The sequence below is a fragment of the Haliea sp. E17 genome (genome assembly GCF_048323675.1).
Lineage (GTDB): Bacteria > Pseudomonadota > Gammaproteobacteria > Pseudomonadales > Halieaceae > Mangrovimicrobium.
The window spans coordinates 288,349-309,514 of record NZ_JBLWFK010000005.1 but is presented as its reverse complement, the minus strand read 5'-3'; the positions used below and the strand labels follow the sequence as shown (position 1 = coordinate 309,514).

Annotated in this window: 19 protein-coding genes; 13 read left to right on the top strand and 6 right to left on the bottom strand. The window is 63.2% G+C overall.

Annotation, left to right across the window (positions count from 1 at the left end; translation table 11 throughout):
- Positions 1–30: 30 nt before the first annotated feature.
- Positions 31–1,086: a purine nucleoside permease gene (locus ACNKU3_RS14845; protein ID WP_418260289.1), complete on the bottom strand. Its 1,056-nt coding sequence runs from the start codon at positions 1,084–1,086 to the stop codon at positions 31–33.
- A 26-nt stretch (positions 1,087–1,112) separates the two neighbouring features.
- Complete coding sequence (locus ACNKU3_RS14840) at positions 1,113–3,275, bottom strand: TonB-dependent receptor (RefSeq protein ID WP_418260288.1); 2,163 nt, start codon at positions 3,273–3,275, stop codon at positions 1,113–1,115.
- A 199-nt stretch (positions 3,276–3,474) separates the two neighbouring features.
- On the opposite strand from ACNKU3_RS14840, the gene ACNKU3_RS14835 reads away from it, so the two are divergent.
- The 7 genes from ACNKU3_RS14835 (at position 3,475) to ACNKU3_RS14805 (ending at position 11,217) form a co-directional block, all read left to right on the top strand.
- Positions 3,475–4,875 (top strand): amidohydrolase family protein, encoded by a 1,401-nt coding sequence (locus tag ACNKU3_RS14835; RefSeq protein ID WP_418260286.1) that lies wholly within the window; start codon positions 3,475–3,477, stop codon positions 4,873–4,875.
- Positions 4,876–4,886: 11 nt separating this feature from the next.
- Entirely contained in the window at positions 4,887–5,756 is an 870-nt protein-coding gene (locus tag ACNKU3_RS14830) for a DMT family transporter (protein WP_418260285.1), read from the top strand.
- A gap of 273 nt (positions 5,757–6,029) precedes the next feature.
- The gene (locus ACNKU3_RS14825) at positions 6,030–7,421 is read left to right on the top strand and encodes a hypothetical protein (protein ID WP_418260284.1); all 1,392 of its coding nucleotides are present in this window, start codon (positions 6,030–6,032) and stop codon (positions 7,419–7,421) included.
- Between the two features lie 6 nt (positions 7,422–7,427).
- Positions 7,428–8,042: a fumarylacetoacetate hydrolase family protein gene (locus ACNKU3_RS14820; protein ID WP_418260283.1), complete on the top strand. Its 615-nt coding sequence runs from the start codon at positions 7,428–7,430 to the stop codon at positions 8,040–8,042.
- Between the two features lie 133 nt (positions 8,043–8,175).
- Positions 8,176–9,351 carry an HD-GYP domain-containing protein gene (locus ACNKU3_RS14815; protein WP_418260282.1) on the top strand — a complete coding sequence of 392 codons (1,176 nt, stop codon included), beginning with the start codon at positions 8,176–8,178 and terminating at the stop codon, positions 9,349–9,351.
- The gene (locus ACNKU3_RS14810; RefSeq protein WP_418260281.1) at positions 9,348–10,583 is read left to right on the top strand and encodes a putative bifunctional diguanylate cyclase/phosphodiesterase; all 1,236 of its coding nucleotides are present in this window, start codon (positions 9,348–9,350) and stop codon (positions 10,581–10,583) included. Before ACNKU3_RS14815 ends, ACNKU3_RS14810 begins: the two co-directional genes overlap by 4 nt.
- Before the next feature lie 106 nt (positions 10,584–10,689).
- A complete protein-coding gene (locus ACNKU3_RS14805; protein ID WP_418260547.1) occupies positions 10,690–11,217 on the top strand; it encodes an HNH endonuclease in 528 nt (175 codons plus the stop codon).
- 385 nt (positions 11,218–11,602) lie between these two features.
- Here the strand turns inward: ACNKU3_RS14805 and gcvT are convergent, their stop codons facing one another.
- Positions 11,603–12,712 carry a glycine cleavage system aminomethyltransferase GcvT gene (gene gcvT / locus ACNKU3_RS14800; RefSeq protein ID WP_418260280.1) on the bottom strand — a complete coding sequence of 370 codons (1,110 nt, stop codon included), beginning with the start codon at positions 12,710–12,712 and terminating at the stop codon, positions 11,603–11,605.
- Between the two features lie 157 nt (positions 12,713–12,869).
- Here gcvT and ACNKU3_RS14795 point away from each other — a divergent pair, with 157 nt between their 5' ends.
- From ACNKU3_RS14795 to ACNKU3_RS14785, 3 genes are all read left to right on the top strand, one after another.
- The gene (locus tag ACNKU3_RS14795) at positions 12,870–13,379 is read left to right on the top strand and encodes a shikimate kinase (RefSeq protein WP_418260279.1); all 510 of its coding nucleotides are present in this window, start codon (positions 12,870–12,872) and stop codon (positions 13,377–13,379) included.
- Positions 13,380–13,705: 326 nt separating this feature from the next.
- Entirely contained in the window at positions 13,706–13,924 is a 219-nt protein-coding gene (locus tag ACNKU3_RS14790; protein ID WP_418260278.1) for a PA3496 family putative envelope integrity protein, read from the top strand.
- A 117-nt stretch (positions 13,925–14,041) separates the two neighbouring features.
- Complete coding sequence (locus ACNKU3_RS14785; RefSeq protein WP_418260277.1) at positions 14,042–14,248, top strand: type II citrate synthase; 207 nt, start codon at positions 14,042–14,044, stop codon at positions 14,246–14,248.
- On the opposite strand, the gene mtnA is transcribed toward ACNKU3_RS14785, so the two are convergent.
- From mtnA to ACNKU3_RS14770, 3 genes are read right to left on the bottom strand one after another with little or no spacing between them, the layout of a single operon-like run.
- Positions 14,221–15,321 (bottom strand): S-methyl-5-thioribose-1-phosphate isomerase, encoded by a 1,101-nt coding sequence (mtnA, locus tag ACNKU3_RS14780; RefSeq protein WP_418260276.1) that lies wholly within the window; start codon positions 15,319–15,321, stop codon positions 14,221–14,223. The genes ACNKU3_RS14785 and mtnA overlap by 28 nt on opposite strands.
- A 16-nt stretch (positions 15,322–15,337) precedes the next feature.
- Positions 15,338–16,210 carry a hypothetical protein gene (locus ACNKU3_RS14775; RefSeq protein WP_418260275.1) on the bottom strand — a complete coding sequence of 291 codons (873 nt, stop codon included), beginning with the start codon at positions 16,208–16,210 and terminating at the stop codon, positions 15,338–15,340.
- Between the two features lie 21 nt (positions 16,211–16,231).
- On the bottom strand, positions 16,232–17,581 hold the full coding sequence (locus ACNKU3_RS14770; protein ID WP_418260274.1) for a glutamine synthetase family protein: 1,350 nt from the start codon (positions 17,579–17,581) through the stop codon (positions 16,232–16,234).
- Between the two features lie 126 nt (positions 17,582–17,707).
- Here ACNKU3_RS14770 and ACNKU3_RS14765 point away from each other — a divergent pair, with 126 nt between their 5' ends.
- The 3 genes from ACNKU3_RS14765 to epmB all read left to right on the top strand — a co-directional run bounded on the left by ACNKU3_RS14765 (position 17,708) and on the right by epmB (position 20,993).
- Positions 17,708–18,991, top strand: a complete 1,284-nt coding sequence (locus ACNKU3_RS14765; RefSeq protein WP_418260273.1) for an NAD(P)/FAD-dependent oxidoreductase — start codon at positions 17,708–17,710, stop codon at positions 18,989–18,991.
- Positions 18,992–19,010: 19 nt separating this feature from the next.
- Positions 19,011–19,895, top strand: a complete 885-nt coding sequence (locus ACNKU3_RS14760; protein WP_418260272.1) for a lysophospholipid acyltransferase family protein — start codon at positions 19,011–19,013, stop codon at positions 19,893–19,895.
- 81 nt (positions 19,896–19,976) lie between these two features.
- Entirely contained in the window at positions 19,977–20,993 is a 1,017-nt protein-coding gene (gene epmB, locus ACNKU3_RS14755; protein WP_418260271.1) for an EF-P beta-lysylation protein EpmB, read from the top strand.
- The last annotated feature ends 173 nt before the right edge of the window (positions 20,994–21,166 follow it).

The following is a 21,166-nucleotide window of genomic DNA, read 5'->3' as shown; positions in this document are numbered from 1 at the left end:
AACTGCTCAACCGCGCCCGGCAGGGCAAACCTATTTTGCTGCCGGCGCTGTATCGCGATACCGATCCCAGCCCTCCACCAGGGTGTCCACTACTTTGCTGCCTACCCGGTAGGCATTTTCCAGTGAGGCATCGAGACCAGCGTAGCTGTCGTGTTGTTCCTGGCGCAGGTAGTCCGCGGCGGAAATGCCGGGCGGCGGCATGGTGAAGTTGGAAGCGGTGCGCAGCACCAGTACCCGGCTTTTGTCGACCTTGCCGGCTGCATCGAGGTAGCTCAGTGACTGCAGGGTACCGGTGTCCTCCATCGCCGAGCTGACGAATTCGCCCTCGCCGCGGGTCCAGTAGTCGACCCAGCGATTGGCCCAGTCATTAAGCAGTTTGCCGTGCCAGAAGGTCATCGCGGCAAGCTGGTCGCCCACCAGGACAAAGGGTTTGCGCTGGGCCACCGGGTAATCGACATAGAGCTTGCGGGTCGCCGCCAGCGAAGGGTCGTCCTGCAGGGGCGTATCCTCGGTGAGCTGGAAGGCCCATTCGAGGAGGGCGCCGTTGAGCTCGAACACTTCGCCCAGGCTGTAGGACAGGCGCTCCTGGTCGTCGGGACCCTGGCTGAACAGGGGGAAATAGCCATCGGGCCAGTCGGCCGGCTTCTCCCGGGTATCGATCTCATGGGCAAGATCGCCATCCACCAGAAAACGCGCCCAGGCCACTGAGCCGAGCGAGGCATCGTTGGGGTCGAAACCGGAAATGCCCGCCACCAGCCAGTAGGCGTGGCGCAGGTCGAAACGCGGATCGAGACCCAGCGCCATGACACTGGCGGCGGAATTGGCGGTACCCATCCCGGTGACGATACCGATCACGCCGGTCTCGGTGTTGGCCATGATGTCGTGGTGCATGAAGGGGGCCGGGTAAACGGTATCCAGCTTCTGGCGTTCCTTCCAGCGCTGGAACTCGCCCGCCTTGTCGCCCGTATCCTCCCCGGTTTCGAACATGGTCACGACCACCACCTTCACCGGCAGCGGGGTTTCCGCCGCGAAAACCGCGGGCGACAGGAAACCCCACAGCGCTACCGCCACTAACAACTGCTTCATGCAACAACTCCGACTGCTGGCAATACTCAGTAACGCGCGGCGACCGAGACCCCGAACACCCGCGGCTCGTTGGTGAAGCCGGTCAGGTTGTTGAAGTCGATGGCGCCCTGCACATTTTCCTCGTCGGTAATGTTACGTCCAAACAGCGCAACCTCCCAGCCGCCGTCCTTCAGCCGGTAGCCAGCGCGCACACCGCCCTCGTACTGGCCGTCGGTAACGAACTCCTTGGCCTCGTAGAGGAAGATCTGGGTGTCGCCCTGGTAGGCCCAGTCGGTGTAGAAGAACAGCTCATCCGCGTTGGTCAGCGGGTAGGAGTAGCTGAGGGTGAAGTTGAAAGTGGTTTCCGGTGCGTTGGGGAAGGGGTTGCCGTCGATCAGCACGAAACCGTTCGCATCCACCGGATTGGTGATGGTGCACATGCCGCTGCCACAACCGCCGACACGCAGGGTGTTGTCCTCGATCTCGGTGTCGGCGTAGGCCGCGCCGAAGGTCAGCATCAGGTTTTCCAGCGGCTGCCACTCGACGTCGATCTCCGCGCCCATACCGGTACCCTGGTCGGCGTTGATCAGCTGGATGCTGTTGTCCAGGCCGCCCACCGCGGTGAACTGCATGTCCTCGACTTCGTAATAGAACAGCGCGGAGTTGACCCGCAAGCTGTCGCCGTACTGAGCCTTGTAGCCCAGCTCAAAGGAGGTAATGGTCTCCGAATCCGCTACCGAGGGTGCTGCGCCGAAGGCGACGTCGCGACCCTGGATGGTCGGTGCGCGGAATCCGGTGCCGATCTTGCCCCAGACCAGGGAGGTATCGGTGAGGGCAAAGGAGAGGGCGACATCGCCACTCCACTGCTGGTCATCGGCGCCCACCTTGTAACCGGGGGCGGTGAAATCCTTGTCGTCGTCGGTGTACCGCACACCGGCGGTCAGGGTCCAGAGGTCGGTCAACGCGTAGTCGCCCTGGCCAAATACCGCCCACGAGGTGTTCTCGTGGGTGACCGTGGTCGGCGGTACGAAGAAGGGCTTGGTCTCCACATCGAGATCGGAATCGAAGTAGAAAGCGCCTACCTGCCAGTTGAATTTCTCGCCGCCGATACTGGCGACACGGAACTCCTGGGTGAACTGCTCGACGTCGGCGGAGTCCTGGGTCTGCGAATTAAAGGGAATAAAACCCGGCCCCATGTAGGGCAGGTAGGAAGCGCCGTAGCCGCCATCGATGTCCCCCAGGCTGCGTCCATCCGCTTCCTCGAAGGCGGTGATAGAGGTCAGCACGATGGATTCCAGCGAGTAATCCAGTTTCAGGCTGTAACCGCTGCCCTCGTATTCCTGCGGGTTGTTGTCACCCTCGTCGAAATACACCGTCTCCCGGTCGTAGTTCTGGTTCAGGTCATTGCTGCCCGGATCGAAGATATTGGCGCGGAAAATCGCCGAGGTGCCGTCGAGATCCCGGTAGTGCGCACCGAGCAGGGCACTGAAATTGTCACTGGGCTCCCACAGCAGCCAGGCTTTGCCGGCATACTCCTCGAAACCACCCAGCGCATCCTCTTCCCCCGTGAAGTCGTTGTCGATCCAGTCGTCGCGGTTCTGGGTCATCACCGCCAATCGACCGGACAGGGTGTCAGTGAGCCCCCCGCCCACCGCGCCCTCGAAATTCAGCGTGCCGAGGTCGTCAAAGCCCGCATCGACGCGGAAGCTCGCGTCGAACTCCTGCGAGGGTTTGACCGAATCGAACTTGACGATACCTGCCGTGGTATTGCGGCCGAACAGGGAACCCTGCGGACCGCGCAGGACTTCCACCTGCTCGATGTCGAAGATCGGGAAGCTCTTCAGCACCACGTTCTCCATCACCACTTCGTCCATTACCACCGATACCGGTTGGGAGGCGGCAAGGTCGAAGTCGATATTACCCAGCCCGCGGATGTAGAATCGCGGTGCAACCCGGCCATTGGACGACTCGATATAGAGGCCCGGCACATGTGCGGACAGGCCGCGTACGTCGGCACCGCCCTGGAACAGGGAGGTAAAGTTCTCCCCGGACAGGGTGGCCAGGGACAGCGGTACCTCCAGGGCACTTTCCTCACGCTTCTGGGCGGTGACGATGACTTCCTCGAGTTGTGCATGCGCTGGCAGAGTCGCGCCAAGGCTGAGGCCGAGGGCGCTGGCGATCGCGATACGAAGGCGGGTGACTGGCTGCATGGGTACTCCCTGATTTTGGTGTGGTGTAGGTAGTGTGGAATCCCGGGACAGTGTTGGCCCCGGAAAAAATGTAAGGACAGGCACGCGGCGTGCCAATCTCTTAAAACCTTGACCAAAGCGTCAATTATTACCTGAATTGATCCTCTGATCGCGTGGAGTGCTAAGCTGGTCGCCGACCGCAACGGCGTGGAGAAAACCCTTGAAAAACCTCAAAATCACCGCTTTGGTGCTTGTGCTTGCACTTGGTGCGCACGCCCACGGCGAGCCGGCGGACCTGATTGTATACGGTGACTATCTTCTCAGCATGGAGCCAGGGGCGAACGTGCTACAGGATGGTGCAGTGGCCATTCGCGGCAACACCATCGTGGCCGCCGGGCCGCGACAGCAGGTCGACGCCCAATACCAGGCCAGTCGCACGATTCCCGGCGCCGGGCGAGTCATTCTCCCGGGGCTGGTCAACGGCCACACCCACACCTCGATGACCCTGTTCCGCGGCATGGTCGATGACCTCGACCTGATGACCTGGCTGCAGGACTATGTCTTCCCGATGGAAGCGCGCTTCGTCACCCCGGAATTCGTGCGCACCGGCAGCACCCTCGCCTGCTGGGAAATGATCCGCGGTGGTACCACCACCTTTGTCGACATGTATTTCTATCCCGACCAGATCGCCGAGGTCGTGCAGCGCTGCGGCCTGCGCGCGGTGATCGGGGCACCGCACATTGACTTTCCCAGCCCGGGCTTCAAGGGCTGGGACGATTCCTTCGCCGCGGCACAGGATTTCGTCGCCCGCTGGCAGGGCCGGGACCCGCGGATTACCCCGGCATTCGCCCCCCACGCCCCCTACACGGTGTCCCCGGAGCATCTCGCGGCAACCGTGGTTGCGGCGCAAAAGGCCCACGCCCCGATCACCATGCACCTGGCGGAAGCGCCCGCGGAGAGCGACTACGTACGCGAACACTTCGACACCACCCCGGTGAAACATGTCGCGGGCCTCGGCATGCTCGACACGCCGCTGATCGCGGCCCACATGGTCCAACTCGATGCCGACGATATCGCCCTCGTCGCCAAAGGCAGCGTCGGCCCGATTCACAACCCCACCTCGAACATGAAACTGGGCGCCGGTATTTCACCGGTGCCGGCGATGCTGGCCGCGGGCATCAACGTGGGACTGGGTACCGACGGCGCCGCCTCCAACAACGACCTCGACCTGTGGGAGGAAATCCGCATGGCCGCCCTGCTGCACAAGGTCGCCGCCGGTGACCCGACCGTCCTGCCGGCACCCGAGGCTCTCGCCATGGCGACCCGTCTGGGCGCCGCAGCCATCGGCCTGGGTAACCAGGTCGGCCAGCTCAAGCCCGGCATGCAGGCGGACCTCATCCAGGTCGACCTCGGCAAGGTCCGCCACCAGCCCCGCTATGACATCGTTTCCCACCTGGTCTACGTGCTCGACAGCACCGACGTGGTCACCACCATCGTTGCCGGACAGGTATTGATGGAGGACGCGCGCATCCTGAGCCTCGACGAGGCGCAACTGCGCGCCGACGTCGAGGCGAGCGCAGCGAAAATCCGGGCAGCACTGGCCGCCACAGAGGCGAGCTGATGGAGCCCGGCATGCACAGGCAGCAGCTCATCCTGGTCGGCATCGCGTCCGTATTCATGATGTCGGCGGTTCCCGTGCTGGTGAAGTCCACCAGCGCCAACGAGTACACCATCGGCATATTCCGCCTCGCCATCGCCATCGTCGCCCTGAGCCCGATGGTATTGATGCGCGGCAAACTGCGCGAGCTGTCCCGGCGCCAGTGGCTGCAACTGGCGATCATCGGCGTCGTATTCGGCTGTCACTGGCTGCTCTATTTCTTCAGTATCAAACTCGCCACCGCCGCCATCGCTGCGCTCACCATCACCACCTACAGCGTGCAGTACCTGATACTCGCCTGGCTGTTCAACGGCGAACGGGTTGCGCCCATCGAGTGGCTGGCCATCGCACTGTGCTTTGCCGGCTGCGTGATCGTCTCTCCGGGACTTTCCCTGCAGAACCAGGTCTCCATGGGTATCGCCATCGGCCTGGTCTCCGCCCTGTTTTACGCCGCCCTGCCCCTGCTGCACCAGCGCGCCCAGGGCATCGGCACACTGGAGCGCACCTGGGGCCAGTTCTTCTTTGCCCTGATTATCTTCCTGCCTCTGTGGGACCTCACTGACTGGAAACTCAGCACCACGGACTACTACCAGCTGCTCGCCCTCGGCGTGGTCTGCACCCTGTTCGCCCACGGCCTGTGGGTAAAGTCGAGTACCGAACTGCCGGCGCTGCACTCGGGCATGATCTACTATCTCTACCTGCCCGGCGCCCTGACCAGCAGCGCGATCTTCCTCGACGAGCCATTCACCGCTCGCAAGTTGCTGGGTTGCGCACTGGTGCTCAGCGCCAGCGCAGGGCTGACGGTGTACCGCTATCAACGGAGCAGGCGGGCAATTGCCAGCTAAAAGGGACTGGCTTTACCGGGCCTGAAAATTGCCCGAAAGCTGGAGTGTGAGACGGAACCTGCCTGCTGGAACCGCGCGGCGACAGGGACGTGCGCTTTTTGGCGTGTGCCAGCAGGCGTGTTCCGTTTCGCGCTCGGCGGGATTCGCTCCCAATCGGGAGCAGTAACCGAGCCGCCCCCGGAATTCTGGACCACACCCGGTTTTAGCCGGATACTGGAAGTTTCGGCGATCATTCAGGAAGCTGGATTCCGCTACGGAGACGACAGCAAAGATATGACAGCGCAGCAGAAGAAACGTAAACCCACCCTGGAATCACTCGCCTGGCGGACCTCCCCCGGCATCCTCGGGCACCACCCGGCGACACCGGAGAGCATCCACGCCCTGCTTGGCTATTACCTCAACGACCGCACCTCGCCCTCCCCCTACCCTGGCAGGGACATGCTGCTCGATGGCAGCCTGTTCGACTGGGGTGTGGCCTCGCCGCTGGAAAAGGTTATCAACGGCGAGGACGAGCTGGAACTGCTGCTGGGCCTGCCCGAGGTCTATCGCCAGAGTGTGCACGTAGTTGAGCCCTGGCAGAACGTGGGGATCAACCTGCAGGGTGAGGCCGTGCGCGCCTCCAAGAATGTCGCCTATATCCTGCAACAGGTCGCCGACGCCGACACCATCCTCTACCCCCTGTGGCAGAGCGGCGTGTTCAATCCGCGGCGCATGGCGCACACCATGAGCGCGGGAATCGCGACCATCGTCCAGGGCGGCAACCCGTCCGCCTACGATCCGGACAGCTTCGCCGGCGCCGCCGCGGGTCTCGATGACCTCCTTTCACTGGTGGATGAACTGCTGCTGCGGCGCTCCACCGACAGTGGCCCGAGCATATTCATCTGCCTCGGGCACCAGCTCGCGGCCTCGTCCCATATTCGCCTGCTGCGGCGCGCCGTAACCGAGATCGAGGCGACCACGCACCTGCCGCTGGACGACAATGGCCGGATCCTGGCGAATCTCAAACGGGTCGCCGGCGATATCCGCGAGATGGGTGAAAACCTGCAGGTAATCAAGAACGGGGAGGTGATCGCCACGGGCTGGCAGGACCGCTGTTTCGCGGTAGCGCCCAACGAGCAGGTGGAGGTGGGGGAAAGACAGCTGCTGCCCTACGGCTCACAGAACGTCCTGAAGGACCACATCCCGTCCGTGCTCTACGACACCCATGCGCTGGTGGCGGACGACCTGGAAGGTGTCATCGACACCATGCTGCGCAGCGAGCGCACCCTGAAGATTTCCATGTTCCATGGCGACGAGGTGAATGAAGAGGCGGCGCTGTTCGCCAGCTGGGGCTACAAGCTGCTGCACGACACACTGGTGCCCATTCGCTACCGGATCGCGGTAACGCCGCTGGCCTGGCTGCTGAGCATGCCCTACGCCATCGAGATCCTGTCCCAGACCTGCGTCGCCGGTGACGACTGGACCGAGGTCGGCACCACCTGCATTTACTATAAGGACTGGGAAACCCACACCATCCGCCGCTCCTTTACCTGCCAGTTCCACCCGGAACTGATGGCGGATATTCGCGATATCGGCAAGCGCGAAGGCCCCCGCTACGCGGAACTCAAGGACAACGACGGCGCCCGCCTGCTGGTGCGCCTGCTGTATCACGGCATGCAGGAATAACACGCAATGCACAGTGTACGACTGGACAACCTGGACTACCGCCCGAGCAAGATTGTCTGCGTGGGCCGTAATTACGCGGCACATATCGAGGAACTGGGCAACGAGGTCCCAGAGAGCATGGTGGTGTTCGGCAAACCGAACTCGGCGATTGGCTCGCAGCTTTTCGCCAGCCTGGGCGGCGAGAGCCTGCACTACGAAGGCGAGATCGCCCTGCTGGTCGAGGGCGGCAGGGTGGCGGCCGCCGGCTTTGGCCTGGACCTGACCAAACGCAACCTGCAGGCCAGGCTCAAGGAGAAGGGCCTGCCCTGGGAGCGCGCCAAGGCCTTCGATGGCGCGGCCCTGTTCAGCGACTTCGCCCGCATCGACAGCACCGTCGCACTGGCGCTGGAACTGGACGTCGACGGCAGGCCGCGCCAGCGCGGCGACGTCAGCCTGATGCTGTACCCGCCGGAGATCATCCTGAAGGAGCTGGCGAAATTCACCACGCTCGAGGACGGCGATATCGTCATGACTGGTACTCCCGCCGGGGTCGGTGCAGTTGTCGCCGGGGAACAGTTTACCGGCCGGGTAATCCAGGCAGGGAAACTTCTGGCTGAAGCCAGCTGGGTAGCGCGAGCCTGACTCTATCGTGACCCCGGTCACATCTCGCGCCCGCGCAGGGGGAACCCGGTCACAAAATCCCGCCGATTCTGTCGACCCCTATCGGGATTCACCGCTATGTTGCCCCAAGCTGCGCCATTTTTCGGAGTCTGGGATGCGACTGGTCAAACTTCCCGCCATGAGCCTGCAGCCTGGAATGTTTATTGCCGAACTGGACAGGCCCTGGCTGGAAACCCCATTTGCACTGCAGGGATTCGTAGTGCGGGACAGCAATGAAATTCTCTACGTATCCAGGTACGTGGACCACGTTTACGTTGACGCGGACTACCTGGGTACTCGCCAACACCTGTCCTTGTGCACCGAACCGACTCACCGGCCACCGCGTGAACGCCTGGAACTCAAGGCCGACATGCAGGCAGCCAAGGTGTGTTTCGAGAACGCCGCAGCCGCCCTCGATACTGTTTTCGATTCCCTGCGTGCCGGCAGGGAGTCTGACATCCAGTCTGTACAGGAGGCCATAAACCCCCTGATCAAGACCATATTCCGCAACCAGGAAGCCACCGCGGCGTTGGTCAGGTTAAAGGAGAGTGGCGACTACCGTTTCGAACACGGCGTCTCCATGGCGGTCTGGGCCGCTATCCTCGGTCGCCAGATCGGCTTGCCGGCAGATGACCTGGAAACCCTCGCGCTCGGCTGCGCCCTGAGCGACGTGGGCATGACCCAATTGCCCCAACAATTACTGCACCACACCGAAGCGCTGGACGATAGCCAGCGACGCATCGTTCGGGCCCACCCGGCCATGGGTAGCGAGCTGCTGGCGGAATCCAGTCGCATCAACTTCGAGGTACTGGCAATCGTCGAAAATCATCACGAGCGGCTGGACGGCTCCGGTTACCCGCGCGGTGTCGAAGGCGCAGCGATTCCCCTGCTGGCGCGCATAGCCGGCCTGGTCGACACCTATGATGCCATGATCAAACCGCGCCCCTGGGCGACGGCACGCACTTCACATGACGCGGTCCAGGAGTTGATCGACGCCAAGGACGTACTGTTCCAGGGTGCCCTGGTGGAACAATTCATCCAGGCCATCGGCCTGTTTCCCACCGGCACGCTGGTGGAACTGAACAGCGGGGAAGTGGGCATCGTCACCCGGCAGAACCAGACCCGTCGACTGAAACCCGAGGTCGTCGTGGTTCTGGACAGGGAACGGGAGCGCCTCGACGCGGTTGAGATTCTCGACCTGGCCAACCAGTCGCCCGACCAGGAACGCTGGATAACGCGCGAACTGCTTCCCGGCAGTTTCGGCGTGGACAGCGAGGAGTATTTCCTGTGATCTCCGCAGGACAGAACATGGTAGGTGTCATCGAGCTCGCCGACGCCGATATCCTGCTCGACCGCCACGGCCGCATGTCGCTGGGAGACTTCCAGAGCGTTTTCAGTAAACGCCTGCAGGCCTGGCTGCGGCCCCGCGACCAGTGGCGGGAGCTGGGTGACAACCGGATTTTTGTCATCCTGCGCGGGATCAGTTCGCGCGGCGAATTGTCCCTGGCCACCAGCAAACTCGAAAGTCTGTTCAGGCAGCCGCACAACCAGTTCGGCCGTATGTTACAACTCGGTTTCCGGGCCGGGTTCACCAGTGCTACGGACGAGCAGTGCGACAGCGACGAGGCCTTGCGCCAGGCGAACCTGGCGCTGCGTGAAGCCCGGGCCAGCGCCTGCAACTTCTGTGTCTACACGCCGGTTGCCGAGAGCCGCGCAGACAACGAGCGCAAATTGCTCGAAGCCCTCGAGTCGGCATTGGCGCGCAACGAACTGCAGCTTTACTACCAGCCCAAGGTGCACACGATTTACCACACGCTGGCAGGTGCCGAGGCGCTGCTGCGCTGGCGTACCGCAGACGGCTCGTTCATTCCACCGGCCGAATTCATTCCGCTGGCCGAGGGCCGGGAAATTATCCGGCCGCTCACCTGGTGGGCGATAAAGTCGGCTGTAGCGCGGCTTGCGCGCTGGCCCGAAGATCTCACCATTGCTGTCAACATCACTCCCCAGCTACTCCTCGACGACCAGATCATCGCCGTTGTCACCGACGCGCTGGACATTCACAACGTTACCCCGCGACGCCTGGTACTGGAGGTCACCGAACGCATTATGGTGGGCGATACCGAAACCATGCTGCACCAGCTGGGGCGCCTGCGCATGATCGGCGTGCAGGTTTCGCTGGACGATTTCGGCACCGGTTACTCTTCGCTGTCCTACTTCCGCGACCTGCCGGTCGACGAGATCAAGATCGACAGCAGTTTTGTCCGCAATATGCTCGAATGTGGCAAGCACCACGCTATCGTCAAGGCGGTTATCGACCTCGCCCACAACTTTTCCATGAAGGTGGTGGCCGAAGGCGTGGAAACGGAAGCCATTGTCGAACGCCTGAAGGAGCTGGGCTGCGACCTCATCCAGGGTTACTTCTTTGACCGCCCGCTGACCGCCGACGCCTTTGAGGCCAGTTACGGAATCCGCCACCCGGGACTGTGTGACAAGCAGCCGCTGCGCGATCACCCGCTGATGTAAGGGCACACGCTGTAACAAATCGCGATTGTGGTTGTCCCCGATTTGCAGTAGCGTATCAGCGGAACCTGCGAGTGGGAGCCCGAGGCCTTTGATCCTGAGACTGGATATGGCGGGCCAGCCACGTGGCTGGATCACCATTCACGAGGCGGTATCTGCCTATGCGAAAGGCGATGTCATCTACGGCATCGGGGATTCCCTTCCCCCGGTTTTCGGTGGAATCCAGCGCATTTCCGGTCGCCGCTCCCGCATCGACCTGCAACCGATCATCGCCACCCAGGGCCGCATCGTCCGCGACTTTACCCCGCCGCTGTGCAATCGCACGCTGTTTCGCCGCGACGATCACCGCTGTCTCTACTGCGGCCAGCAATATCCCCGCTCGGAACTCACCCGCGATCACGTGATGCCCACCTCCCGTGGAGGGCGCGACAAGTGGGAGAACGTGGTGGCGGCCTGCAAGCGCTGTAACTGGCAGAAGGACAACAAGACGCCGGAGGAGGCGCACATGCCCCTGCTGGCGGTGCCCTTCCGGCCCAATCCCTCCGAGTGGCACTTCCTCGCCAAGGAGCGGATTCTGGCGGACCAGATGGAATACCTGTCGCGGCAGTTTCGCGCGAAGCGGGATTGGGCACACTAGATTTCGTTCACCCGCTCGTTAACATTCCTTCGAATCCTGGTATCCCATAGGATTCATACTGATTTTTCTGGTCCACATCCACTCGTAAGTAGACGCGACCCAGCAGCCTGAAACACTCACGAATTTCCTGCGTCAGGACTGGTGATGCCGGAGCGTGGCTGAAACGGAGGTTGTCGGCTTCGGCGCAAGAATTGTTATGGCGCTTCGTAGAGCGGGCGTTCGACCCAGCTATTCCCCGCCGGGGACGCCAAAAAGCGCACATCCCTGTGCAGGCTCGGCCTCGGACATCCTGTCCTCGGACGCCCCGTCGGGGAATAGCTGGGCCGAACACCCCCGATTGTAGCGAGATTCCGGGATTATCAATTCAGACCGAGCAGAGGCGGTGTCAGCCGCGGTAGTAACGCTGCGGCACAAAGGGCATTCTGGTCACCGTTACCGGCACCTGCTTGCCGCGCACGTCCACGGCGAGCTGGGTACCCGGCTCTGCGTAATCCCTGCTCAGGTAGGCCATGGCGATGGGGCCGCCGAGTGTCGCGCCAAAGGCGGCGGAGCAGATATCGCCGACGGTGTCGCCCTCGGCATTGATTACCGACTGGCCGTCGCGCACCGGGCGCTTGCCGTCGACGACCAGTCCCACCCGGCGCACCGAAGGCGGGTTCTGCAGGCGGTCGAGGATGACGTCCGCGCCCGGGAATCCGCCGGGGCGCGCACCATCGACGCGACGGGCTTTGGCGATCGCCCAGGCCAGGCCCGCCTGGACGGGGTCGGTGGTCTCGGTCAGTTCGTGGCCGTAGAGGCACAGGCCGGCTTCCAGGCGCAGGGAATCGCGCGCGCCGAGGCCTATAGCCTCGACGGCGGGTTGGGCGAGCAAGCTGCGGGCAATGGCATCGGCACTGGCGGCGGGCACGGACAGCTCAAAGCCGTCTTCACCGGTGTAACCCGAGGAGGTGACATAGGCGTCCACCCCCTCGATGGCGAGCCTGGCGCCCTGCAGGAAAACCAGTTGCGCCGCCCCGGGACAGAGTTCAGCCATGACCGCGCGCGCCTGCGGTCCCTGCAGGGCGAGCAACGCGCGGTCCTCGAGAACATCGATTTCCAGGCCAGGCAGGTTTTCGCGCAGGTAGGCGATGTCCTGTTCCTTGCAGGCGGCGTTCACCACCAGGAAAAAAGTATCCGGTCCCCAGCGGGTCACGATGAGGTCGTCGCGCACGCCGCCTTCGCCGTTGGTCAGCAGGCTGTAGGTCTGGCGGTGTTCGCCGAGTCCCTCGAGGTCTGCCGGCAGCAGGCGTTCCAGCGCGGCGGCGGCGCCCGGGCCGGAGACCACGACCTGGCCCATGTGGGAGACGTCGAACAGGCCCGCCTGATCGCGGGTGTGCTGGTGCTCGCGAATGATGCCGGTGGGGTATTGCACGGGCATGTCATAGCCGGCAAAGGGCACCATTTTCGCACCCAGCTCGCGGTGCAGGGTATTAAGGGGAGTGGTTTTCAGGCTCATGGCGGTCACACGGGGGCAGGTGAAAAGCGCCACTCTAACCACAGCCCCCCCGGGCTGCAAGCCACCGGGGTCAGCGCCAGGCCGTGACGCGGCCAGCGCTCGCTGGCCGGCGCGGCCACACTTGCCGATAATGGCGACTGAGCGATGGAGCCAGTGCATGGAACAGTTACCCAGTATCAGCCTGATCGGTATGCCCGGGGTGGGCAAGAGCAGCGTCGGCATTCTGCTCGCCAAGCTCTGCGGGCTGCGCTTTATGGATACGGATGTCGACATCCAGGTTCGCGAGGGGGCGACGCTGGAGGAAATCCTGCTGCGTGACGGTTATCGACGGTTGCGGGAAATCGAGGAGGAAGTGCTCCTGGGACTCGACCTTTCCGGTGCGGTCATCGCTACCGGCGGCAGTGTCGTCTACAGCGATGCGGTTATGCAGCGGCTCGCTGCGCAGGGTCCGGTGGTCTACCTGCGCGCGGAACTGGCCACCCTGCAGGCGCGGGTCGCGGCCGCGCCACCGCGCGGCATCGCCAGCGACAGCAAACAGGGCTTCGCGGAGATCTTTGCCGAGCGCACCCCTCTCTACCAGCGCTACGCCACCCTCAGTATCGACACCCGGGGGCTGGACCCGGCACAGGTTGCCGGGGAGATCCTGGCCCAGGTCTCGTCCAGTTAGCGGACATGTCCGGACAGCGCCAGCGAAACGCCAATCGGCGAAATCAGGGGCTATTGCCTGTCACAAGCGCCCATTCTCGACTGGCATAGCACTTGCACTACCACTTCCGATAGCCCGTCGGCCTCGCCGGGTGGAAACCGACAAGGACGTCGAAAACCAGCCAGGGAGGGCTGCAGAGGCCGGCGGGCTGTCCCGAATTTTGTGCAGAATTTACTGGCAAAAAAAGTTCGCCATCCCGGAAATTTTTTGATTTACTCCGCGCTAAGACAGAGCGGTTTTTGCTGTCTTAACTGTTATCTTGGTTGTAAATCATCGGGAGGTGATTTATGGGAGAGCGCAGCCAGGAATCCTCCTCGGATTCCCTCGACGACATGTTCGAGCCGATCTTCAGCGAAATGTCCGACGACGACATGGACGAACTGACGCCCTATACCTCAGACAAACAACGGCTGGCTGAAAAGCGTCGCCGTGCTGAGCAGCGGCTGGAAGAAAAACGTCTCCGCGAAGAACTGGGCTATTACGACCTGGAGCTGGGCGATTACTGAATAAGCGCCCGGTCTGGCTACCAGGCCTTGCCGCCGCCGGCACCCCCGGCGGCCTCCATTTGCTACCCCCGAAAAACCAGGCAGTTCGAACCTTGCCGGAGCAGGAAATTAACTGTCATGCCGGAAATCAAACGCGAAGTGCGCCCTATCGAGGTCAACTACGTCTGTGATGCCTGCGGCAAGGGTATGATGGTCCAGTGCGGCCCCATGGACCCGCACAGCGGTGACATCGAGCACAGCTGCCTGATCTGCGATCACCGGCAAACCTTCCAGTGGCGGCCGTACCCGCGTATCGATCACATCGGCGTCAACGAAAAGTCCTGACAGCGGGCCCGCAAGGCCTGCATGCCACTTTCACTGGCAGCAAACACCCCGTGCTCGGTAATCAATGCCGTTACCAGGCGCGCTGGAGTGACATCGAATGCGGGATTTGCAGCCCGGGTGCCGGCCGCCGCCAGGCTGACGGTCTGCAGCGCGCCCGAGGCCATGCGGCCGGTCACCGCCAGCACTTCATCCTCGCCGCGTTCCTCGATCGGTATCTCCGCCCCGCTGGCACAGCGCCAGTCCACCGTGGACGCCGGCAGTGCCACGTAAAACGGAATCTGGTTGTCCGCCGCCGCCAGCGCTTTCATGTAAGTACCCACCTTGTTGCACACGTCGCCATTGGCGGCGGTGCGGTCCGAACCCACGATCACGCAGTCGACCCGGCCCTCGCGCATCAACTGGCCACAGCTGTTGTCCGCCACCACGGTAAAGGGCACGCCGGCCTGCTGCAGTTCCCAGGCGGTGAGGTGGGTGCCCTGGTTGCGCGGGCGGGTTTCCGACACCCACACATGCACCGGGACCCCTGCCGCATGGGCCCGGTAGACCGGCGCCAGGGCGGTGCCCCATTCGATGGTGGCAAGCCCGCCCGCGTTGCAGTGGGTCATGACCTGCAAGGGCCCATGCTCACCGGCCCGCGCCTGCAACAGTGCCAGACCGTGCTCGCCGATTGCAGCGCAACTGGCGATTTCCGCTTCGCGCAGGGCGTGGGCCTGTTCCAGTGCAGCCGCGGCACGCAATTCGGGCGCCAGGTCGTCCACCTGCTGCGCCATGCGCTCCAGTGCCCAGCGCAGGTTGACTGCGGTAGGGCGGGTCGCCAGCAGGCGCTCGCTGGCGCGAGCCAGGCCCGCATCACTGGCATCCTGGGCCAGCGCGTGGGCGAGGCCATAGGCTGCAGTGATACCGATGAGCGGCGCACCGCGCACCAGCATGGCACTGATCGCGTGGCAGTAATCGTCGAGGCAATCCAGGGTGACCCGCTGCAAATCGTGCGGCAGGCGGGTCTGGTCAATGATTTCGACTGCCGCAAGGGCGGCGTTCCAGCGCAGGCTGGCGAGGTCTTCTCGTGTTTGCATGGGTGTAGGCCGGGAATCAGGCGGGAGAGGCGTCGCCGCTGGCAGTGTCCTTCGACGTGCCGTGGGCAGTTTCGTACTGCCACTCGAACACGTTCATTTCAATGAAGATGAAGGCAAACAGCCACAGCGCCGCATCCCAGAAATCGAGCAGGTCGCCAGCATAACCCCAGTAGGCCGCAGCGAAAAAGAGGGTGGCATAAATAATCGTCTTGAGCACCCGCATCAAATGCACCATCCGGTCGGAGAGCTGGCCGCGCAACTGCAGTCGGACCTCCACTTCCAGCACGATTACCACCAGCAACCAGGCAGCGGAATTCAGTACATCGGTCCAGGCCAGCCAGCGCGCACTGGTGAGGGTTTCCCCGGGGGAGATGATGGAAAAGCCGTTGAGCTGGAATACCGGCCCGGCCACTGCGGCGCAATTGGCGGCAGTCAGGGGAGCGTACTCGTCCAGGTCCAGTTGCAGGGAGAGGTGCTGGCCGAGGCTGGCACAGGCGTTAAAGTCGGGCAGGGGCGTCACGTCATAGAGGTCAAGGAGTTCATCGACATAACCGGTGAAGGCGTAGAAGACGGCGACGTAGCAAATCAACCGCAGCCCGTGCAGTGCCCATTTGACCAGCCCGTGGATTCGCCTGTCGTCGAGAACCGAGGTCTCCAGTTCGAACAGGATCAGCAGCAACAGCCACGCGGCGGTATCGATGGTAGCGGAAAACACCTGGATGACCTGCGACAGCCTGAAGCCATCGACGAAGGTGTGGTCGAGAGCCGCCAGCTCCTCCTGCAGGAACAGCCAGACATTGATCGCCAGCAACAGGTAGACGACATACTTGATGGCGGTGAACCAGCGGTAGTGGGCCCGGCTGCCGAACAGGGTTTCCGCTTCACCCATTTTCGCAGCCGCGCTTTCCGCTTACACCTGGAGGAGCAGGTGCTCCCGCTCCCAGGAAGATATGACCCGGTTGAACTCCTCGAACTCATCGCGTTTCACCGCGGCAAAGGCCTTGAGGAACAGGGCGCCAAATACCTCGCGTACCTCCGGAGAACTGCCGAGGCTGCGCAGCCCCTCTTCCAGGGTGCGCGCCACTTCCACTTCATCCTCGTTGGCGGTGCCCTGGTGCGGCGCAGTGGGCTGCAGTTTGCGCTGCATGCCGAGGAATCCCGAGGCCAGGGTCGCAGCGAAGGCGAGATAGGGGTTGGCGTCGGCACCGGGGAACCGGTTCTCCACACGGGTGGCGGCGGGGCCGCTTTCCGGCACCCGGAACGCCGTGGTGCGGTTGCCGACACCCCAGTTGACGTTGATCGGCGCCGCGATGTCCGGCGCCAGCCGCCGGTAGGAATTCACGTTGGGCGCGTAGAACGCAATCAACTCCGGGGTGTAGTGTTGCAGGCCGGCGATATAGCTGAGGAAAGCGTCGGTGTGCTTGCCGTTCTTGTCGGCAAAGATATTTTCCCCGGTATCGGCCCGCACCATGCTCTGGTGAATGTGCAGGGCACTGCCGGCATCGTTTTGCATCGGCTTGGCCATGAAGGTGGCGTAGACGCCGTGCTTGTGCGCTGTCTCGCGCACGGTGCGCTTGAAAGTGAAAACCTGGTCGGCCAGGCTCATGGCGTCGCCGTGCAGGAAGTTGATCTCCATCTGCGCGGCGCCGTTTTCGTGGATCAGGGTGTCGACCTGCAGTTCCTGGGCCTCTGCGTAGTCGTACATGTCCTCGACGAAGTCCTCGAACTCGGCCACGGCGTCGATGCTGTAGGAAAGCCGCGAGGTTTCGCGCCGGCCGGAACGGCCGCTGGGCGGCTCCAGCACATAGTCCGGGTCGAGGTTGCGGGCCACCAGGTAGAACTCCACCTCCGGGGCGACCACCGGCTTGAGACCTTCGGCGGCGTAGAGGTCGAGCACCTTGCGCAGCACATTGCGGGTGGACAGCGGATGCAGTTCGCCGCGGTTGTTGTAGCAGTCGTGGATGATCTGTGCGGTGGGTTCGCGCGCCCAGGGCACGACGCGCATCGCGGCGGGGTCGGGTTGCAGCACCATGTCGGCGTCGGTCGGCTCGACCAGTTCCCAATGTTCCTCGCAGTACTCCCCGGTGACGCTTTGTACCAGGATACTTTCCGGGAGCTTGGGCTCACCCATGGTCAGGAACTGGTGGGCGGGGACGAACTTGCCCCGGGCGTTGCCGGTCATGTCAGGGACCAGGACTTCCACTTCGGAAATCTGGTGTTGCCGGAGCCAGTCCTGGATGACTTGGGTGTCAGTACTCATAGAGTAACCGTGGTTGCTGCGATGATGCAGTATCGCGATGAAATTGAGGCCGTTCAAGGGCTTTGCCCAAAGCTTAACCCTATGGTGTTATGAGCGCAGCCACCGACGCAACGGTATATTGCCGCAATGCCAAAAACAGCCCATGTCGATTCCTGGTACGCCGCGAGCGCCAACCAGAACCTGGAATTCCCCACCCTGGCCGGAGACGCGAGGGCCGATGTGTGCATCGTCGGCGGCGGCTATACCGGCCTGTCCAGCGCACTGCACCTGCGCGAACGGGGATACTCGGTCATCCTGCTGGAGGCCAACCGGGTCGGCTGGGGGGCGTCGGGGCGCAACGGCGGCCACGTCGGCACCGGGCAGCGCTCGGACCAGGCCACCCTGGAGAAGCTGGTGGGCCTGGAAGATGCCAAAGCGCTCTGGCAGCTCGGCCTGGAAGCGGTGGACACGGTCTGCGAGCTGATTGCCAGGCACCGGATCGACTGCGAACTGAAAACCGGCAACCTGCACGTCGCGGCCAAGGCGAAGGAAGTGGATGATTTCCGCGAGGAAGTCGAACACCTGCATTCCGTGTACGACTACCCGCAGGTAAGTTTCGTCGGCCGGGCCGAACTGGCGGAAATGACCTCCGGGCAGGGTTTTCACTGCGGTGTGCTCGACAAGGGCGCCCGCCACCTGCACCCGCTGAATTTCGCACTGGGCCTGGCCCGGGCCGCGAGCGATGCCGGCGCACAGATTTACGAGGACTCCCGCGCGCAATCCTGGCAGGAGGGTCAGCAGGTACGGGTGAAAACCGCGAGCGGTGAAGTACGCGCGGATTACCTGCTGCTGGCCTGCAACGGCTACCTGGAAAACCTCGCCCCGCGCGCCGCCGGGCGCATCATGCCGATCAACAATTTCATGCTGGCCACACAGCCGCTGGATGACGCCCTGGCGCGACGCCTGATTCGCGACGACGTCTCCATGTCCGACAGCCTGTTTGTGATCAATTACTGGAAGCTCTCCGCCGACAACCGCCTGCTGTTCGGCGGCGGTGAAAACTACAGCCGCAAGTTCCCGGCGGATATCCCCAGTTTTGTCCGCAAGTACATGCTGCGGGTATACCCGGAACTGCACGATACCCGCATCGATTACGGCTGGGGCGGCACCCTGGCCATCACCATGAACCGCATGCCGGATTTCAGCCGCCTGTCGCAGAACGTGTTCTGTGCCCAGGGCTTTTCCGGCCACGGCGTACCCACCGCGACACTGGCCGGCAAGTTAATGGCGGAAGCGGTCGCCGGCAGCGCCGAACGCTTCGATGTCATGGCGCGCGTGCCCACGCATACCTTCCCGGGCGGCACCCTGCTGCGCTGGCCAGGACTGGTCGCGGGCATGCTATTCTACAGCCTGCGCGACAAACTCGGCTGAGCAACTGGAGGTAGGGTCAATGGCGGGAATCCTCGACAGGGACAACCAGCCCCTGACCGGTGACCGGCTGGCTCACCACATCGCTGTCGCGCAATCGATGGACACCCCCGCCGACCTCTACGGCGGCTGCCTGTACCGCATTGTCAGCAGGCTCTTCCGGCCGGTGGTCTACGGTGCGGAAAAAATTCCCGACCGTCCCTGCCTGTTTATCGGCAATCACTCCCTGTTCGCCCTGGATACCCTGGTCCTGCTGCCAGTCATGCAGGAGGAGCTCGGCATATTCCTGCGGCCGATGGCCGACAAACTGTTCTTCAACATCGACCTCGTCGGTGAACGCCTGCTGAACATGGGCATGGTGATGGGCCACCCCGATGTCGGCGAGGCACTGATGGAGGCTCGGCAGAACATCCTGCTCTATCCGGGGGGCGCCCACGAGTCGGTCAAGCCGCAGCGCCAGCGCTACACCCTGCAGTGGAAGGAGCGCTACGGTTTCATCCGCCTGGCCGCGAAACACGGCTATACGATCGTGCCGGTTGCCATGGTCGGTCCCGACGAGTTCTACGACAATCTCTACGAAGGGGAGGAACTGCCCGGAACCCCCCTGGGGGTACTGCTGCGCAGCCTCGGCCTGCTCACCGACAGCACCCGCACCGACCTGCTTCCGCCCCTGCCAATGGGCGCCCTCAGCTCCCTGTTTCCCAAACTGCAACGCTGCCTGATCGGCTTTGGCGAGCCGCTGAACCTGGCGCCCCTCGCCGGCAAAAAGCCGCCGACCAAAGCCCGGCAGAAGTCCCTGCGCAAGCAGGTCGAACAACAGATCGAGCAGCAGATTCGCCAATTGCTGGTCGAGCGCGAGCGCCTGCGCCACGAAGACGGCCTGTTGCGGCGGATTCTGCGCGCCTGATCCGGCGTTCCAGCGGTAGCAGGCGAACGCCCCGGAAACTGGTAGAATGACCGCCCGAATCAACAGCCCCCCCAGCTTCCCATGACCCTGAACAGCCAGCCTATCGCCGGCCCCGCCAGCTGGCAGAGCCAGTTGCGCGATGTCGTGACCAGTGGGGAGGAATTACTCGACCTGCTCGGCCTCGAGCCCGGACAGGCGGGCCTCAGCGAGGCCGCGGCCAGGGGCTTCGCCCTCAAGGTCCCGCGTGCCTTTATCCGGCGCATGCGCCGGGGCGACCCCGACGACCCGCTGTTGCGCCAGGTTCTCGCCAGCAAACGCGAACTCCTCGAGATGCCCGGTTTCAGCAACGATCCCGTGGGCGAAACCGGCGCGGTCAACGCCCGCCCGGGCCTGTTGCGCAAATACCGCGGCCGCGCCCTGCTGCTGGTCAGCGGCGGCTGTGCCGTCAACTGTCGCTACTGTTTCCGCCGCCACTTTCCCTACGCGGACAACCGGGTCAACCGCCTGCAGTGGCGCGATACACTGGCCGAGGTCGCCGGGGACACTACCATCTCCGAGGTCATCCTCAGCGGCGGCGACCCGCTGATGCCCGGCGACCGGCAGCTCGATGACCTGGTATCCACCATCGCCGCCATTCCCCACGTCCGCCGCCTGCGCGTCCACACCCGGCTGCCGGTGGTGATTCCCGCGCGGGTGACCGATGAACTGATCACGGCCCTGTCCCGGCCGAACCTCGACACGGTCTTCGTCATTCACGCCAACCACGCCAACGAGATCGATGCGGAAACGGCTGAAGCAACGGGCCGCCTGCGCAGCGCGGGCTTTACCGTGCTCAACCAGTCGGTCCTGCTGCGCGGGGTGAATGACAGCGTGAAGGCGCTGGTCGATCTCAGTGAAGCCCTGTTCGCGGCGGGTGTACTGCCCTACTACCTGCACCTGCTGGACAGGGTGGCGGGGGCGGCGCATTTCGACGTTGCGGAAGTTGAAGCCGTGGCACTGTGGAAAGCGACCAGTGCGCAATTACCCGGATATCTGGTGCCGAAGCTGGTGCGGGAGATTGCCGGGGAGCCGGGTAAATCTGCCGTTCCTGTTTCGTAATCCTACCCTAACTACATACACCTGAATCGCGTTCCTCCTGCGTTCGTCATTTTATTGTATGGGTTCGGTCTCAGTGGAAATGGGACTCCGATAATCGCACCAGAACGCAATTCCCCCCACAGAAACACGCCAAAAAGCGCACATCCATGTGCAGGCTCGGTCGGCGACGTCCT

What these genes read in the sequence shown, in the direction of transcription:
- ACNKU3_RS14845 (WP_418260289.1), bottom strand. Translation starts at nt 1,086, where the DNA reads ATGAAGCAGTTGTTAGTGGCGGTAGCGCTGTGGGGTTTCCTGTCGCCC.
- ACNKU3_RS14840 (WP_418260288.1), bottom strand. Translation starts at nt 3,275, where the DNA reads ATGCAGCCAGTCACCCGCCTTCGTATCGCGATCGCCAGCGCCCTCGGC.
- ACNKU3_RS14830 (WP_418260285.1), top strand. Translation starts at nt 4,887, where the DNA reads ATGCACAGGCAGCAGCTCATCCTGGTCGGCATCGCGTCCGTATTCATG.
- ACNKU3_RS14825 (WP_418260284.1), top strand. Translation starts at nt 6,030, where the DNA reads ATGACAGCGCAGCAGAAGAAACGTAAACCCACCCTGGAATCACTCGCC.
- ACNKU3_RS14820 (WP_418260283.1), top strand. Translation starts at nt 7,428, where the DNA reads ATGCACAGTGTACGACTGGACAACCTGGACTACCGCCCGAGCAAGATT.
- ACNKU3_RS14815 (WP_418260282.1), top strand. Translation starts at nt 8,176, where the DNA reads ATGCGACTGGTCAAACTTCCCGCCATGAGCCTGCAGCCTGGAATGTTT.
- ACNKU3_RS14805 (WP_418260547.1), top strand. Translation starts at nt 10,690, where the DNA reads ATGGCGGGCCAGCCACGTGGCTGGATCACCATTCACGAGGCGGTATCT.
- gcvT (WP_418260280.1), bottom strand. Translation starts at nt 12,712, where the DNA reads ATGAGCCTGAAAACCACTCCCCTTAATACCCTGCACCGCGAGCTGGGT.
- ACNKU3_RS14795 (WP_418260279.1), top strand. Translation starts at nt 12,870, where the DNA reads ATGGAACAGTTACCCAGTATCAGCCTGATCGGTATGCCCGGGGTGGGC.
- ACNKU3_RS14790 (WP_418260278.1), top strand. Translation starts at nt 13,706, where the DNA reads ATGGGAGAGCGCAGCCAGGAATCCTCCTCGGATTCCCTCGACGACATG.
- ACNKU3_RS14785 (WP_418260277.1), top strand. Translation starts at nt 14,042, where the DNA reads ATGCCGGAAATCAAACGCGAAGTGCGCCCTATCGAGGTCAACTACGTC.
- mtnA (WP_418260276.1), bottom strand. Translation starts at nt 15,321, where the DNA reads ATGCAAACACGAGAAGACCTCGCCAGCCTGCGCTGGAACGCCGCCCTT.
- ACNKU3_RS14775 (WP_418260275.1), bottom strand. Translation starts at nt 16,210, where the DNA reads ATGGGTGAAGCGGAAACCCTGTTCGGCAGCCGGGCCCACTACCGCTGG.
- ACNKU3_RS14770 (WP_418260274.1), bottom strand. Translation starts at nt 17,581, where the DNA reads ATGAGTACTGACACCCAAGTCATCCAGGACTGGCTCCGGCAACACCAG.
- ACNKU3_RS14765 (WP_418260273.1), top strand. Translation starts at nt 17,708, where the DNA reads ATGCCAAAAACAGCCCATGTCGATTCCTGGTACGCCGCGAGCGCCAAC.
- ACNKU3_RS14760 (WP_418260272.1), top strand. Translation starts at nt 19,011, where the DNA reads ATGGCGGGAATCCTCGACAGGGACAACCAGCCCCTGACCGGTGACCGG.
- epmB (WP_418260271.1), top strand. Translation starts at nt 19,977, where the DNA reads ATGACCCTGAACAGCCAGCCTATCGCCGGCCCCGCCAGCTGGCAGAGC.